Below are 15434 nucleotides of genomic sequence, written 5' to 3' on the forward strand. Positions count from 1 at the left end.
TCACACCTCCACCTTCGCCAGGCGGATGTAGACCGCTCCGAGCACGAGGACGATGACGAGCAGGATGATGGACGCCGCGCTGCCGATCCCGATCTGCGAGAACTGGAGCGCGCGTTCGTAGATGTAGATCGCGGCCAGGCGCGTCTGCCCGCCGGGCCCTCCCCGGGTGAGGAAGTACACGAGGCCGAACACGCCGACGGTGCTGATGGTCGTGAGCAGGAGGTAGAGGAACACCGGGCCGCGGATCAGCGGCAGCGTGACGTGGCGGAAGACCTGCGTCGCCTTCGCGCCGTCCATGCGGGCCGCCTCGATCAGCTCGACGGGCACGTCCTCGAGCGCGGCCTGGAACATGATCATCGCGAAGGCGACCCCGCGCCAGATGTTGACCAGGATGATCGCGAGCATCGGCGCCGTCTGGAGCCAGGCGGTCGGCTCCTCCCCGAACACCGCGGTCAGCCGGTTGAGCGTGCCCTCCGGGCTGGTCGCGAGCACGCTCGCCCAGGTGAGGGAGGCGACGACCTCGGGGACGACCATCGGCATGAGCACGGCCGCGCCGAAGAGGCCCTTGCCGCGGATCCACGGCCGGCTGAGCACGATCGCGGCGACCATGCCGAGCACCGTCTGGCCGATGATCGCCGAGAACAGCAGGAAGGTGCCGGTCTGCCCGAGCGAGCCGAGGAAGTCGGCGTTCGTCAGCAGGTAGGCGTAGTTGTCGAGGCCGACGAACTTCGGGTCACGCGCCGCGAAGCCCGTGAGCTGCGTGTTGGTCAGGCTGAGCCAGACGCTGTAGAGCGCCGGCAGGACGATGAAGACCGTGATGAGCAGCGCCGAGGGTCCGAGGAGGAGCGCGACGAGGGGCAGGTTCGAGCGGCGGCGCCTCCGCGCCGGTGCGGGCGGCGTGACCGCCGCCCGCACCGGGATCGCCGCGTCGACGACCGACGTCACTCCTTCACCAGGCCCGGCCCGAGCAGGTCCGTCGCGTTCTCCACGAACGCGTCGTACGCCTGCCGGCCGTCGGCCTTGCCGCTGAGGATCAGCTCCGTCGCCGACGCCACCGCCTGCCCGATCTGGTCGGTGCCGTCGCCCGTCACCACGAAGACGCTGTCGGCGAGGTCCTCGCCGGCCTGCAGCAGGTGCGGCTCGTTCGAGTAGGGCGCCACGTCGTCGAGGTCGTCGCGGGCCGAGGCCGCACCGGAGGCCGTCAACTGCTGCGCGAGGGGCTCGCCGGTGGAGAGGTACTGGATGAACTCCATCGCGGCGTCCTTCTTCTCCGACTGCTCCGAGATCGCGTAGCCGCCGCCGGTGCTGCTCCACCCGTAGGGCTCGTCGCCGGAGCGCAGGCCCGGGAACTGCCAGGTGGTCACCTTCTCGTCGAGCCCGTCGATGGGCGTCGCGCCCTCGGGGCCCCAGTCGAACTTCCAGCCCCACGTGCCCTGCGCGGCGACCTGGATCTCGCCCTCGGGGAACTTCTCGTACTTGGTGGGCTCCCAGGGGTTCGGGTTCTGCAGGTCCTCGACCGGCATGAGGCCCTTGTCGACCAGCTCGGCGTACAGCTCGAACACCGCCAGCCAGCCGGGGCTCTCCAGGTCCCACGTGTCGGTCTCGGTGTCGTAGTAGCCGGTGTCGGTGCCGCCGAGCAGGGGCTGGAAGCCCTCGCCCCACGTGCCGCCGCCCCACGCGGTGCCCGCCGGGATGACGATGGGGGTGCCGCCGGTCCTCTCCTTCACCTGCACGAGCCGGTCGATCAGCTCGTCCCAGGTCGCGGGCTGGCTGGTGTCGACGCCGACCTCGGTCAGCACGTCCTGGCGGATGAAGAGGTTGAGGACCCCCGCGCCGGACGGGAGGCTGTAGATGCTCCCGTCCTGGCGGGTCATCGCCTCCTTGACGGCGGGGTAGTAGTGCGACCAGCCGTCCCACTCCTCGAGGTAGTCGTCGAGGGGCGCGAGGTATCCGGCCGACGACCACGCGATGGCCATGTTCTCGCCGATGTCCAGCACGTCCGGCGCCTGGCCGGCGATGAGCTGCTGGGTCATCTTGGTCATGAACTGCTCGTCGGTCAGCTGGTCCGCGATCAGGTCGACCTTGATGTCCTTGCCCTGCTCCTTCATCGCGGCCTCGAAGCCGGGGATGACCTTGCCGATGGCGTCGATGTTGGTCTGCTTGGTCTCCATGATCGTGATGGTCACGGGTCCGTCCTCGGCCGATCCGCCGCCGCTGGAGCAGGCGCTGAGCCCGACCGCGACTGTTCCGGTGACGAGGGCCGCGATCACGCGGGAACGCTTCATTGCGATGCCTCTCTCCGCGCCCCGTCCGTCGGCCACTTTGCCACTTCGATGGGATAAAGCGCTGCGTCAGATGTTAGGACATGAGGTCATGGGCGTCAACGGAATTCCCTCATGTGCCGGAACGGCTGGGCAACGGGGCGCTGTCCGCGGGCGCCCCGGGGATCGGCGGGCCGATGCCGCTGCGGTAGCTTCGTCGGACGCCGGGGGACGTCCCGCCGCCGGCGCACCCGGCCTGGCGACGAGGAGGCGACGTGTCCCGAGGCAGCAACCTCCCGCGGCTCGCCGACTACAACCAGGCCGTCGTGCTCGACCTCGTGCGGCGGGAGCCCGGTCGCAGCCGCGCCGACCTGCAGCGCCTCTCGGGCCTCGCCTCGCAGACCATCTCGAACATCACCCGCCGGCTCATCGACACCGGCATGATCCGCGAGAGCGCGCCCGCCGACACGAACCGCGGCCGCCCGAGCATCCCGCTCTCGGTGGATCCGGACGGCGCGTGCGCGGTCGGCGTGCACGTGGATCCGGCCCGCCTCACCGTGCTCCTGCTCGACGTCGCGGGAGGGATCCGCGACCGACGCGAGCTCCGGACGCCGCAGTCACCCGACCCCGACGACACGACCGCGCTCATCGCCACCAGCGTCGACGGGATGATCACGGCGTCCGGCGTCGACCGGGAGCGCGTCCTCGGCCTCGGCGTCGCGGTGCCCGGCCCGCTCGACGTCCGCACGGGCGTCATGATCGCCCCGCCCCAGCTCCCGCGGTGGCGGCACGTGCGCCTGCGCGCCGACCTGCACGAGGCGACCGGCCTCCCGGTGCTCCTCGACAAGGACGTGACGGCCGCCGCGACCGCGGAGCTGCGCGCCTCCGCCGACGCCGACTTCCTGTTCCTCTACCTCGGATCCGGCGTGGGCGCGTCGGTCGTCGCCGAGGGCCGGGTGCTCCGCGGCGTGAGCAACAACATCGGCGAGATCGGCGACATCCTCGTGGACCCGGCCGCGGAGGACCTCGGCTGGGGCGGACGACGCGGTGGGCTGGCGGCCGCGTGCGTGCCGGAGGCGCTCGTGATCCAGGCGGTGCAGGCGGGTCTCATGCCGTTGCCCGACCTCGCCGACTACCTCGCGCTCGACGACGCGCTGACGCGCCTGTCGGAGCTGGCGGCGGGCGGCGACCAGGCGGCCCGGGAGCTGCTCGCGCGCGCCGCCCGACGGGTCGCGTCGGGGATCGCGGTGCTCGTGAACTTCCTCGACGTGCCGCGCGTGGTGCTCGGCGGACCCGCGTGGGACCGGCTCCGCGACGCGTTCCTCCCCGTGCTCGAGGAGGCCGTGCAGCGCGAGCTCGTCGTCGCGCGGCCCGGGTTCCGGGTGGTGGGCAGCGCGGTGGGCGGGCGCATCGCCGCGCAGGGCGCCGCCGAGCTGGTGCTCGACAGCTTCCTGGCGCCGCACGCCGGCGTCCTCGTCATGGGGTGAGGGCGGCGGCGCGCGTCGCGGGTCAGTCGCGCGGCGCGGCCGCCGTCTCGGCCTGGATGGTCGACGCCGTGGGCGGGGCCGCGTGGGCACCGTGCCCGCCGTCCGCCGGGAGGCCCGCGGGGAGGTCGGCGGCGGGCGCCGACGCGTGCGGGTGGGTGCGCTCGAGCGCCGCGCCCTCGATGTCGACGTCCGGGAGGATCCGGTCGAGCCAGCGCGGCAGCCACCAGGCCGAGCGGCCGAGCAGGTGCATGAGCGCCGGCATCAGGAGCATGCGCACCACGAACGCGTCGAGGAGCACGCCGAACGCGAGGCCGAAGCCGATCGACCGGATGATGGTCGACTCCGAGAAGACGAAGCCGCCGAACACCGACACCATGATCAGCGCAGCCGCCGTCACGACCGCGCGCCCGGCCCGGAAGCCCTGCACCACCGCGAGCCGGGCCTCGGCGCCGTGCACGTACGCCTCCCGCATGCCGCTCGCGAGGAACAGCTGGTAGTCCATGGCGAGGCCGAACAGGATCCCGACGAGGATCACCGGCAGGAAGCTCAGGATGGGCCCCGAGCTCTCGAGCCCGATCAGGCTCGCGCCCCAGCCGAACTGGAACACCGCGACGATGAGGCCGTAGGTCGCGAAGAGCGAGAGCACGAACCCGCCGGTCGCGATGAGCGGCAGGAGGATCGAGCGGAACACCACGATCAGGATCAGCAGCGACAGGCCGACGACCACGAGCAGGTAGAGCGGCAGCACCGCGGCCAGCGCCTCGGAGATGTCGATGTTGGTGGCGGCCTGCCCGGCGACGCCGAGCGAGATGCCGCCGTCGAGCTCGGGCAGCGCGCGGATGTCCTGCACGAGCTCCTCGGTCGACGCGCTGTTCGGGCCCTCCTCGGGGAGCACCTGGAACGCGAGCACGCTGCCGTCGTCGGTGTTCGCGACGGGGGCGACGGCCACCACGTCGTCGAGGTCGTGCAGCGCCTGCGCGACGTCGACCTGCGTGGCGAGGAGGTCGTCGGCGGCGACGCCGGAGGGCACGTCCGCGACCACGAGCAGCGGGCCGTTGGCGCCCTCGCCGAACTCGGCGGCGACCGTGGTGAACGCGCGCTGGCTGGTGGATCCGGCGGGCTCGCTGGATCCGTCCGGCAGGCCCAGGCGCATCGAGAGGCTCGGGATCGCGACCACGAGCAGGGCGACGACCGTGCCGACCACCGTGAGCACGGCGCGCGCGGTCGACATGGGCTTCAGGGCCTTCGCCGACTCGCCCGGGTGCGCGGCCCGACCGGCCTCGGCCGCCGCCGCGCGGTCGCGCTTCCGCAGCACGCGCGTGCCGGCGAGGCCGAGCACCGCGGGCGTCAGCGTGATGGCGACCAGCACCGCGACGAGCACGCACACCGCGCCGACCGTGCCCATCAGTGCGAGGAACGGCACGCCCGTGATGTTGAGGGCGAGGAGCGCGACGATCACGGTGGATCCCGCGAACACGACCGCCGTGCCCGAGGTGCCGGTGGCGAGCCCGATCGACTCGCGCACGCCCGTGCCGGCGAGCATCTGCTTCCGGTGCCGGTTGACGATGAAGAGGGAGTAGTCGATGCCGACCGCGAGGCCGAGCATCACGCCGAGCACGGGGGTCACCGACGCCATGTCGACCACGCCGGAGAACGCGAGCGACGCCGTGACGCCGACGCCCACGCCGACCACCGCGGTGACGATGGGGAGCGCGGCGGCGATGAGCGTGCCGAGCATCACGATGAGCACGATGGCCGCGAACACGAGGCCGACGACCTCGCCGATGCCGAAGATCTCGGGCACGCCCTGCGCGAGGTCGGTCGCGAAGTCGACGCGCGTGCCGTCGACGGGCGCGTCCTGGAAGTGGGCGATGGCCTCCTGCTTGGTCTCCTCGGAGAGCTCGAGGCGCGGGTCCGTGAAGGAGACGTTGACGATGGCGGTCGAGCCGTCCGCCGACACCACGCCGATGCCGTCCGTGAGGCCGAGGAGCGTGCGCCCGAGCTCGGCCTGCTCGGCGCCCGCGTCGAGCTGCGCGCGGGAGGAGTCCACGGTCGCCTGCTGCTGCTGGAGGGCCTGGGTCTGCGCATCGAGCTGGGCCTGCTGCGCGTCGAGCGCGGCGATCTGCGCGGCCGGCGCGCCCGCGGCCTCGGCCTGCTGGCGCGCGGCGGTGAGCTGCTGCTGGCCCGCGTCGAGCTGCGCCTTCCCGGCATCCAGCTGCTGCTGCGCGGCGTCGAGCTGCGTGCGGCCCGCGGTGATCTGCGCGTCGCCGCTGGTGAGCTGCGCGGCCTGGTCGGCGCGCTGCTGGGTGACGGCGAAGGGATCCACCACGCGCGCGACGCCCGGGAGGTCGCCCGCGCTCGTGGCGAGCGCCGAGATGTCCGCCTTCTGCTGGTCGGTGAAGGCCGACCCGTCGGTGGTCGTGTAGACGACCGTGCCGGTGCCGCCGGCGGTGTCGGGCAGCGTCTGCGCGAGCTCATCGGTGACGGCGCCCGAGGCCGTGCCCGGGATGTCGAAGCTGTTGCCGAGGGTGCCCGCGAACGCGAGGAACGAGCCCACGCCGATCCCGAGGATCACCACCCACGAGACGATCACGAGCCACGCGCGACGCGCGGCCATCGAACCGAGCCGGTACAGCACTGATGCCATGTCATCTCCCTCAGACGCTTCGACGATACGCTACGTCTCGTCTAGTTTCCGGAGCTACCCTGTGCTGGTGAACGAGCACCGAACCGGACGGGTCCGCAGCGAGGCGGCCCGCGAGGCGATCCTCAGCGCGACCGTGCGCCTCATCCACGCCGTCGGCTACGACCACCTCACGATCGAGGGCGTCGCCAAGGAGGCCGGCGTCGGCAAGCAGACGATCTACCGGTGGTGGCCGTCGCGCGGCGCGCTCATCGCCGAGTGCATGACCGAGGGGCGCCTGATCCCGGTCGAGTTCGCCGTGCCCGACACGGGCGACCTCCTCGCCGACATCGAGCGCTGGCTCACGGACGTGCTCGCCGTGCTCGACGCGCCCTCGGGCGGGCCGCTCGTCCGCTCGCTCGTGGCGGCGGCCGCCGAGGACGAGGCCGTGGGCGACCACCTCGGCGCGAGCCTCGGCGTCGACCGCGACCTGTCCGAGCGGCTGGCCTCGGGGATCCGCGCGGGCCAGCTGCCCGCCGGCGCGCCCGTCGAGGAGCTCGGCCAGGCGATCCTCGGCGTCATCGTGCTGCGCGTGCTCGGCCGCAAGGGCGACCACGCCGAGAGCGTGACGCGGTTGGTGCGGTTCGTGCTCGGATCCGCCGAGGCGACGGGGACACGCGCCCGGCGCTGATCAGCCGAGCAGCCGGATCGGCGCGCCCGCCGCCCACGCGGCCACGCTCTCGTGCGCCTCGGCGAAGAAGCGGCGGTAGGTGTCCTCCGTCACGTAGCCGAGGTGCGGCGTGAGCACCGTGCGGGGTGCCGACCGCCAGGGCGAGTCGGCCGGCAGGGGCTCGCCGTCGAAGACGTCGAGGGCGGCGGCGCCGATCCGGCCCTCGTGCAGGGCGGCGAGCAGTGCGGCCTCGTCGACGAGCGGTCCGCGCGCGGTGTTGACGAGGATCGCCGTCGGCTTCATCGCCTGGATGTCCGCGGCGCCGATGAGCCCGGCGGAGGCCCGGTCGAGCTTCGCGTGCACGCTGAGGACGTCGGAGGTGGAGATGAGCTCGTCCTTGCCGACCGGGATCACGCCGAGGCCGCGGGCCCGCTCCGGATCCAGGTGCCGGCTCCACGCGGCGACCTCCATGTCGAACGCGAGCGCGACCCGGGCGACGCGCGCGCCGATCGCGCCGAGCCCGACGATGCCGAGCCGCCTCCCCGCGAGGTCGCCGCCGACCGTGCCCTGCCAGAGGCCGTCGCGCACGCGGCGGTCCTCCTCGGGCACGTGCCGCAGCGCGGCCAGGATGAGCGCCCACGTGAGCTCGGCGGCGCCCGAGGTGCCGCCCGTCGCGCCGCTCGACACCAGGATCCCCGCGCGTGCCGCCGCCGCGAGGTCGATGGCGGCGTTCGCGCGCCCGGTGGTCACGAGCAGACGGAGCGCGGGGAGGGAGGAGAGCACGGCCGCGTCGAACCGGGTGCGCTCCCGCATGGCCACGACGACGTCGAAGGGCTGGAGGGCGGCGATCACCTCCTCGGTGGATCCGAGGTGCTCGCGGAACGCGGTGATGGTCGCCCCGGGGATCGCGCCCCAGTCGGCGAGGTCGGCGGAGACCGCCTGGTAGTCGTCGAGGACGGCGATGCGGATCGGTGCGGTCATGCTCCACTCTCCCTCCTCCCGCCGGACGGCGGGAGGGCGCGTGCGTCGGATCAGGCGAAGGCGTTCGGGACGAGCACCAGCAGCAGCCAGCAGATGAGAGGCGCCACGGCCACCACGACCCCGGCGTTGAGCAGCAGCTGCCGGTAGAAGACGTTGCGGTCGATGCCCTGCGCGTTGGCGAGCACGAGCGCGCCGTTCGTGGAGAAGGGCGAGACGTCCACCACCGTGGCGGCGATGGAGAGCGCCGCGACCACGCCGACCACGGGCAGCTCGCCGAGCTGCAGCAGCGGCAGGGACAGCGGGATGATCGCCGCGAGCAGGGCGGTGGAGGAGGCGAAGGCCGAGGAGATGCCGATCACGTAGCAGAGCACGAGGGCCACGACCACGGGGGCGCCGATGAGCAGCGCCATGTCGGCGAGGTGGTCGATGGTGCCGAGCTCCTCGAGCATCGCGATGTAGGTGACCATGCCGGCGACCAGCAGCACGGTCGGCCAGCTGATGCCGGCGATCGAGCGGCTCGTGTTCTTGAGGTCGGTGAAGGAGAGGATCACGCCCGCGGCGATGGCGACGAAGCTGATGGGCTGGTGCCCGACGAGCACGACCACGAGGATCGCGGCGATGAGCGCGAGCGTCAGCATCCGCACGCGGGTGAGCGGCACGTGGTCGGCGTCGACGGTGTCGTCCTCGATGGTCATGACGCTGCCGGTCGCCGTGTACTCGAGCGTCTTCACGCGGCTCGTGATCGCGTAGGCGGCGACCGTCAGCACCGACAGGAGCGTGTTGATCCCGAAGCTGGAGAAGAACAGCTGCCACGGGTCGAGCGAGAGGCCGTTGCCCTCGACGATGTCGCGCACGAGCACGCCGGAGACGGAGATGGGCGAGAAGGCGCCGGCGTGCGCGCCGTTGATGGTCATGATCCCCATCACGAGCGGGCTCATGCGCGTGCGGCCCGCGAAGCTCATCGCGGCAGGGGCGATGAGCGCGACCGCGGCCGGGCTGAAGGTGCCGAGCGAGGTGAGGAACGCGGCCACGAGGAAGAAGACCCACGGGATGAGGTACAGCTTCCCGCGCACGGCCCGGATGCAGGCGCTCACCATCAGGTCGATGGTGCCGTTCTGCTTCGCCATGCCGAAGAAGTAGGTGACGCCGATGATCGTGAGCACGATCGACGCCGGGAAGACCTCGAGGATCTCCTTGTCGTCGTAGCCGAACGCGATGGCGCCGACGAGGAAGGCCCCGATGAAGCCGAGGAAGCCGATGTTGATCGGGAACACCGTCGCGATGACGAACATCACGACGAGGCCGATGAGGGGGATGATCTCGATAGACGACACTGTCTTCTCCTGGTGATCGCGGGCGCGGGGCGCGTCAGCGGGTGGGGGCGAGCGGGATGGGTTCGTGGTGGGTGAGGAGCTCCGAGTCCGCGAGGCGGCGGGCCGCCCGCTGGAGGAGCACCCGGGTGCCGGCCGCGTCGACCTCGACGCCGGCGCGCAGCGGGCCGCCGAGGGTGCCGAGCCGGAGGGGCGAGGTGGCCGGATCCACCCCGACGCGCTCGAGCACGGTGCCGGGCTCGCGGGCGGCGAGGGCCAGCGCGACGGCGCTCGTGAGGCCGATGGTGGGATGCGCGGCGTTCATGGAGAGCATGCGGACGGAGACGTCGTGGTCGGCCGCGCGCACCTCCTCGCCGAGCGTGGTCACGTGGTCGACAGCCGGGCCGACGACGCCTACCTTGGGCACGGCGTCGCCCGCGGCCTCGACGGAGGGCGCGATGCCCATCGCGACGGCGGCGTGCGCGCGGATGCGGCGCAGCAGCGGCACGGCGGCGAGGATCTCCACCTCGGTCGCGGCGGCGGGCAGCCCGATGTCGGCCGCGGCGAGCAGCACGACGGGCGCGCCCGCGTCGGCCATGGTCACCTCGTGGGCGACGCCGTCGACGACGAGCTCCTCGCGCACGGATCCGGTGGGGAAGAGCGAGCCGGTGGTGGATCCGGCCGGGTCGACGAACGCGAGGTCGACCGCGGTGCCGGATCCGCGGACGCCCGGCACGGAGACCTCGCCGGCTGCGGCGCCGGCCACCTGCGCGACGACCTCGGCGGACGTGTTGAGGTTCCGCATCCGCACCGTGGTGGGCGCGTCGCCGGGGCCCGCGAGCCCGAAGCGCTCGACCGACCACTGCGCGACGGCCGTGGCGCAGTTGCCGCAGTTGCTGCCCCACTCCACGACGTGCGCGCCGATCGCGACCTGCGCGAAGAGGTAGTCGACGTCGATGCCGGGCTCGTCGCTCCGGCCGACGATGACGGCCTTGGACGTGACGGAGGTGCCGCCGCCGACGCCGTCGAGCTGGCGCGGGTCGTCGGCGCCGAACAGCTCGATGAGGAGCTCGGCGAGCTCGTCCCGGTCGGCCGGGACGGCGTCGCGGTCGAAGAGCCAGCACTTGCTGGTCCCTCCGCGCATGAGGGTGGCGGGGATGCTCACGAGGCCTCCTGGTCGTCGTCGATGTGCTCACGCTACGAATCCGGACGCTTGAGCAAAATCTCGATCTGCTACGCCCCCGTTCAGCCCAGCTAAAGTCGTCGCATGGCCTCCTTCGATCTCGTGACGCTGGATCTGCTGCTCGACGTGGTCGACTCCGGCACGCTGACGAGCGGCGCAGCTCGCTCGCGGATGACCACCTCGGCGGCGTCGCAGCGCATCGCCAAGCTCGAGCAGCTCATCGGCCAGCCCGTGCTCGACCGGCTCCCGCGCGGCATGCGGCTGACCGAGGCGGGGCAGGTGCTCGCCGCGAAGGCGCGGGCCGTGCGCCGCGAGCTGCGGGCCGCCGAGGGCGAGCTCGAGGCGATCCGCGGGCTCGAGCACGGCACCGTGCGGCTCGGGTCCTTCCCCACCGTGAGCGCGTCGCTGCTGGCGGACGCGCTCAAGGACGCGCACGCGGCGTGGCCGGGCATCGAGATCCGCGTGCAGTCGGCGCTGCGGCCCGAGCTCATCGACAAGCTCAGCTCCGGCGAGGTCGAGATGGCGCTGCTCTGGAGCTACGCGTGGACCGAGGAGGCCGAGAAGCACCTCGCGCTGCGGAAGCTGGTGGAGGACGAGACGATGCTGCTCGTCGCGGCCGACAGCCCCATCGCGGACGGGGTGGCGCTGAAGTCGCTACGGAAGGAGTCGTGGATCACCCGCAACGGCGGGCATCCGGCGGCCGACGTGCTCTACCGCAGCTGCGCGGCCGCGGGGATCACGCCGGAGGTCGCGTACGAGGCGTACGACTACCAGGAGGTGCAGGCTATGGTGGCCGCGGGCGTCGGCATCGCGATGGCGCCGCGGCTCGCGCTCGCGTCGCATCGGGACGACGTGCGGGCGGTCTCCTTCCGGCCGGCCGACCGGATCCCCGCCCGCACCATCTACCTCGCGACCCTCGCCCGACGCGTGGAGACGCCGGCGATGCGCGCGCTGTCGGAGGCGGTCACGCGCGCGGCGCGGTCGTTCGCGGCCGGGGCCGGGGCGGATCCGCGGTAGCGGCCGGGCGCGCGCGGCGCGTCCCGGGCCGGTCGCCTAGGCCGGCGCCGGCGCCTCCACGGCGAGCTTCACGCCGACCGCGCCGATCAGCCCGCCGGTGGCCCAGCGCTGCCAGCGCATCCACCGGGGTCGGCCCCGCAGGAACTAGGCGACCGAGCAGATCACCTGACCGTCGGTGCGGTCGCATCCGCCCGAATTGGGGGTCTCAGGGCGGCTTCACGCTTCTATGCAGACTCATAGGATCTTGGCGATTACCCGATCCTGCGGTGTTGTGCCACGCCCCGCGCCTAGGCGCCGCGCCGTTTCTGCGACCCGAATCGCACTGGAAGAGAAGCATTGATGGTCAACGAGAACAACGAGTCCGACATCGCCACGGAGCCGCAGCCCCACCCGGCATCGGAAGAGCTGACGTCGTCACGGCGCAGGATCACACGGAGGTCATGGGTCATCGCCGGCGTCTGCCTCCTGGTCGCAGTGATCGTCGTGGTGGTCATCGTCCTGGTAGCCAACCTCCTTCGCGAGCAGGCGGAGACGAAGGCCGAGGCTGTGGCCGGCTATTCGTCCCTTCGCACGTCGCATCTGAGTGCGATCTCGAATCTCCGCAACAGCATCGACAGCGCTGAAGCGGTGACGGAGACGAAGTCGGAGGGTGACGTGGAGGACGGCAGTCTTCTCCGCGAGCTCACCGCCGAGATCGGTACCGCGAAGGCGGGACTGGCCGAGTCGCAGCGGAAGTACATCGATCCAGCGGACTTCGGAAGCGATGAGGTGGATGCTGCCGCAGCGGGTCTCGGGCTGGCGCGGTACCAGGCGGAGACCGCGACGAAGAGCCTGAACGAGGCGCGAGTGGCGGTCGTCGACAGCGCGTCGGCGCACGATGCGCGGATCGCGGAAGAAGAACGAGCAGCCAAGACCGCCGCAGCGAAGGCCAGTGCAGGCACGGTCGCCTTCGAGGACCTTTCCCGAGCGGGCAACAGCGCGATCGGCACGTACTACCGGTTCGAGGGCCGCATCATCCAGGATGCGGGTGGCGGTACCTATCGGGTGAACATGACGAAGGATCCTGGTTACACGCGCGTCTTCTGGGAAGACACGATCCTCGTATCCGTCGCTGGGACACCCGGTACTCGCTTGATCGAAGACGACATCATCTCGTTCACCGCGGCATCCGCGGGCGAGCAGAGCTACACGACCGTCCTCGGTGCGACCGTGACACTGCCCCTGGTGATCGCGGAAGCGTCGGACATCTCCGTGACGGGGCGGGCGGACTGACGAGCGCAATGCGCCCGTAGGTCATCTCCGCCGTGACGGCGCCCCTTGGGCGAGGCAGCGTCTATGGCGGGCCGATCGCGTAACGTCGCTCAATTCCACGGATGCGGGATCAGGAGGATCCGGCGGCGCCTAGGCTGGCGCCGGCGCCTCGATCGCGAGCTTCACGCCCACGGCCCCGAGGAGGCCGCCGGTGGCCCAGCGCTGCCAGCGCATCCACCGGGGGCGGCCCCGCAGGAACACGGCGATGGAACCGGCCGCGAGGACAATGCCTGCGTTCACCGCGAGGCTCACCAGGATCTGCACCGCACCGAGCTGGAAGCCCTGCGCCACGACGTCGCCGGCCGCCCGGTCGACGAACTGCGGGATGAGCGCGAGGTACATGATCGCGGCCTTCGGGTTGAGCAGGTTCGTCACGAGGCCCATGCGGAAGAGCTTCGCGGTGGAGTCGCGCGGCAGGTCGCGCGTGTCGAAGACGGAGGCGCCGCCCGGGCGCAGCGTGGAGTACGCCAGCCACAGCAGGTACGCCGCCCCGGCGACCTTGAGCCCGGTGTAGAGCCACGGCACCACGACGAAGACCGCGGCGAGGCCGACGTTGGCCATGATCATGTAGACGACGAAGCCCACGCCCGTGCCGGCCAGTGAGACGAGACCCGCGCGACGGCCCTGGCTGATGCTGCGCGAGACCAGGTACATCATGTTCGGGCCCGGCGTGAGGACCATGCCGAGCGCGACGAGGGCCATGGCGGATGCGGCGGCCAGGGTGATCATGCGGGTCCCTCCTCGATCCGCCGGCGTCGCGCGCGGCCGGAGGGACCAGCTTGCCGCACGCGCTGCTCCGGATCGACCCGGTCGCGGGCGGCCGTCGCCTCATCGGCGCGGCGTCACCGGCTCCGCGTCATCCGGCCGCGTCACCGGCCCGCGTCAGCGGTAGTCGTAGAACCCCTCGCCCGACTCCACGCCGAGCTTGCCCTTGTCGAGGTACTCGCTCTTGAGGTGCGCCGCCCACGCCTGCGCGCCCGGGTCGTCGCTCGCCACGGAGACCGCGTAGGCGGTGCGGAGGCCGACGACGTCGTAGATCTGGAACGGGCCGAGGGGCGCGCCGGTCGCGATGCGCCAGGTGGTGTCGATGGTCTTCGGATCCGCGACGCCCTTCAGCAGGAGGCCCGCGGCCGCGTCGAGCAGCGGCACGAGCAGCGAGTTGAGCACGTAGCCGGGCTGCTCCTTCTTCAGCGGGATCGGGACCATGCCGATCTCCTCGGCGAACGCGACGACCCGGTCGAACACCTCGGGCGACGTGCGCTCGGTGCCCATGACCTCGGCCGTGTTCTGCCGCCACACGTGGTTCGCGAAGTGCAGCGCGAGGAAGCGGTCGGGGCGGTCGGTGGAGTCGGCGATCGCGCTCGGCAGGAGCGTCGACGAGTTGGTCGCGAAGACCGTGCGCTCGGGTGCGGCCTCGGCGATGCGGCGGTAGACGTCCTGCTTGAGCTCGAGGGACTCGGGGACCGCCTCGATCACGAGGTCGGCGTCGGCGACGGACGCGGCGAGGTCGCTCGTGAGCGTGATCCCCGCGGCGGCGCGGGTCGCCGCGTCCCGCGTCTCCTCGCCGGACTCGGACACGAACTGCGCGACGATCGCGTCGAGCCGCCCGCGCGCGGCCTCGAGCGCGGCATCGTCCACGTCGTAGCTGGTCACGGTCTTGCCGTGGTTCGCGGCCTGGAACGCGATCTGCGCGCCGAGCACGCCCGCTCCGAGGACGGTGACCTTCGTGATGTCGGGCATGGCGGACTCCTTCGTCGGCGGACGCGTCGAGGCGGCGGGCGGGTCCCGCGCGGGCGTCATCGCCAGCGAACCACCGGGCGCGGCGGGCGGTCGGATCCATGCGGCCAGCGGACAGGCGCGTCCCCCCTGCCCGGCTCCGGGCAGGGGGGACGCGGGCCTCACTCGGCGGGCGCCGCCGGGTAGTCGTGCTGCGCGAGGAACGCCGCGAGGTGCGCCGCGTTGCGGGCGGCGGTCGCGGTGACGGAGGCGACGCGCTCGGGCACCTCGTCGAGGTCGTTGTAGTCGACGCTGTTCATCGCCTCGCCGTTCCAGTAGACGCCGCCCTGCGCGGGGATCGAGAAGCCGACGTCGTTGAGGCCCTGGAAGAAGTCGGCCGTGATCTTGTGGGCGCCGTCCTCGTTGCCGACCACGACCGCGAGCGCGACCTTGCCGAACAGGCTCGGGTTGCCGTCCTCGCGGGTCTCGGAGAGCTCGGCGTCGAGGCGCTCGAGCACGCGCGAGGCGACGGACGACATGTGGCCCATCCAGGTGGGCGTGGCGAGGATCAGGATGTCGGCGGCGAGCACGGCCTCGCGGACGGTGGGCCAGGCGTCGCCGTCGCCCATGTCCTTCTCCACGCCGGGCTTGATGTCGTGGTCGACGAGGCGGATCTCGCGGCCGGTCACGCCGTGCGTGGCCAGCTCGGCGAGCACCTCGCCGGCGAGCTTGCTGGTGCTCGAGGGGGCGGGGGAGGGCTTGAGGGTGCAGTTGAGGACGAGCGCGGTGGTCATGGGTGTTCCCTTCGGTGGATCCCCTGGAACGTAGGCCGGTCGGGGCGGCGGCTGTCGAGGAGCTGCGCGGATCGGCCAGGG

General features: G+C 72.2%; 13 protein-coding genes. 4 read left to right on the forward strand and 9 right to left on the reverse strand.

Annotated features, from left to right (window positions below; translation table 11 throughout):
- Together AES38_RS00535 and AES38_RS00540 are read right to left on the reverse strand one after the other, a co-directional pair.
- A complete protein-coding gene (locus tag AES38_RS00535; protein WP_210767379.1) occupies window positions 1–945 on the reverse strand; it encodes a carbohydrate ABC transporter permease in 945 nt (314 codons plus the stop codon).
- Window positions 942–2285 (reverse strand): ABC transporter substrate-binding protein, encoded by a 1344-nt coding sequence (locus AES38_RS00540; protein ID WP_053773328.1) that lies wholly within the window; start codon window positions 2283–2285, stop codon window positions 942–944. Before AES38_RS00540 ends, AES38_RS00535 begins: the two co-directional genes overlap by 4 nt.
- Window positions 2286–2536: 251 nt before the next feature.
- Here AES38_RS00540 and AES38_RS00545 point away from each other — a divergent pair, with 251 nt between their 5' ends.
- Window positions 2537–3748 carry an ROK family transcriptional regulator gene (locus AES38_RS00545; protein ID WP_053773329.1) on the forward strand — a complete coding sequence of 404 codons (1212 nt, stop codon included), beginning with the start codon at window positions 2537–2539 and terminating at the stop codon, window positions 3746–3748.
- Between the two features lie 22 nt (window positions 3749–3770).
- Here AES38_RS00545 and AES38_RS00550 read toward each other — a convergent pair whose 3' ends face one another.
- Window positions 3771–6395, reverse strand: coding sequence for an MMPL family transporter (locus AES38_RS00550; protein ID WP_053773330.1), 2625 nt, complete (start codon window positions 6393–6395; stop codon window positions 3771–3773).
- Between the two features lie 67 nt (window positions 6396–6462).
- Here AES38_RS00550 and AES38_RS00555 point away from each other — a divergent pair, with 67 nt between their 5' ends.
- On the forward strand, window positions 6463–7062 hold the full coding sequence (locus tag AES38_RS00555; protein ID WP_244629194.1) for a TetR/AcrR family transcriptional regulator: 600 nt from the start codon (window positions 6463–6465) through the stop codon (window positions 7060–7062).
- On the opposite strand, the gene AES38_RS00560 is transcribed toward AES38_RS00555, so the two are convergent.
- The 3 genes from AES38_RS00560 to AES38_RS00570 are packed head-to-tail and all read right to left on the reverse strand — an operon-like array spanning window position 7063 to window position 10497.
- Window positions 7063–8022 carry a D-2-hydroxyacid dehydrogenase family protein gene (locus tag AES38_RS00560; RefSeq protein ID WP_179945030.1) on the reverse strand — a complete coding sequence of 320 codons (960 nt, stop codon included), beginning with the start codon at window positions 8020–8022 and terminating at the stop codon, window positions 7063–7065. It lies immediately after the preceding gene.
- Window positions 8023–8072: 50 nt separating this feature from the next.
- On the reverse strand, window positions 8073–9356 hold the full coding sequence (locus tag AES38_RS00565; protein ID WP_053773332.1) for an SLC13 family permease: 1284 nt from the start codon (window positions 9354–9356) through the stop codon (window positions 8073–8075).
- A gap of 34 nt (window positions 9357–9390) precedes the next feature.
- Entirely contained in the window at window positions 9391–10497 is a 1107-nt protein-coding gene (locus AES38_RS00570; protein WP_072174593.1) for a PrpF domain-containing protein, read from the reverse strand.
- Window positions 10498–10599: 102 nt separating this feature from the next.
- On the opposite strand from AES38_RS00570, the gene AES38_RS00575 reads away from it, so the two are divergent.
- Together AES38_RS00575 and AES38_RS00580 are read left to right on the forward strand one after the other, a co-directional pair.
- The gene (locus AES38_RS00575; RefSeq protein ID WP_053773333.1) at window positions 10600–11532 is read left to right on the forward strand and encodes a LysR family transcriptional regulator; all 933 of its coding nucleotides are present in this window, start codon (window positions 10600–10602) and stop codon (window positions 11530–11532) included.
- A gap of 339 nt (window positions 11533–11871) precedes the next feature.
- Complete coding sequence (locus tag AES38_RS00580; protein WP_053773334.1) at window positions 11872–12804, forward strand: hypothetical protein; 933 nt, start codon at window positions 11872–11874, stop codon at window positions 12802–12804.
- 129 nt (window positions 12805–12933) lie between these two features.
- On the opposite strand, the gene AES38_RS00585 is transcribed toward AES38_RS00580, so the two are convergent.
- The 3 genes from AES38_RS00585 to AES38_RS00595 all read right to left on the reverse strand — a co-directional run bounded on the left by AES38_RS00585 (window position 12934) and on the right by AES38_RS00595 (window position 15353).
- Window positions 12934–13572, reverse strand: a complete 639-nt coding sequence (locus tag AES38_RS00585) for a LysE family translocator (protein WP_053773335.1) — start codon at window positions 13570–13572, stop codon at window positions 12934–12936.
- Window positions 13573–13725: 153 nt separating this feature from the next.
- Complete coding sequence (locus tag AES38_RS00590) at window positions 13726–14583, reverse strand: 3-hydroxyacyl-CoA dehydrogenase (protein WP_053775578.1); 858 nt, start codon at window positions 14581–14583, stop codon at window positions 13726–13728.
- Between the two features lie 158 nt (window positions 14584–14741).
- Window positions 14742–15353 (reverse strand): flavodoxin family protein, encoded by a 612-nt coding sequence (locus tag AES38_RS00595; protein WP_053773336.1) that lies wholly within the window; start codon window positions 15351–15353, stop codon window positions 14742–14744.
- Window positions 15354–15434: the final 81 nt, after the last annotated feature.

This window comes from Clavibacter capsici (genome assembly GCF_001280205.1).
Classification (GTDB): Bacteria; Actinomycetota; Actinomycetes; order Actinomycetales; family Microbacteriaceae; genus Clavibacter; species Clavibacter capsici.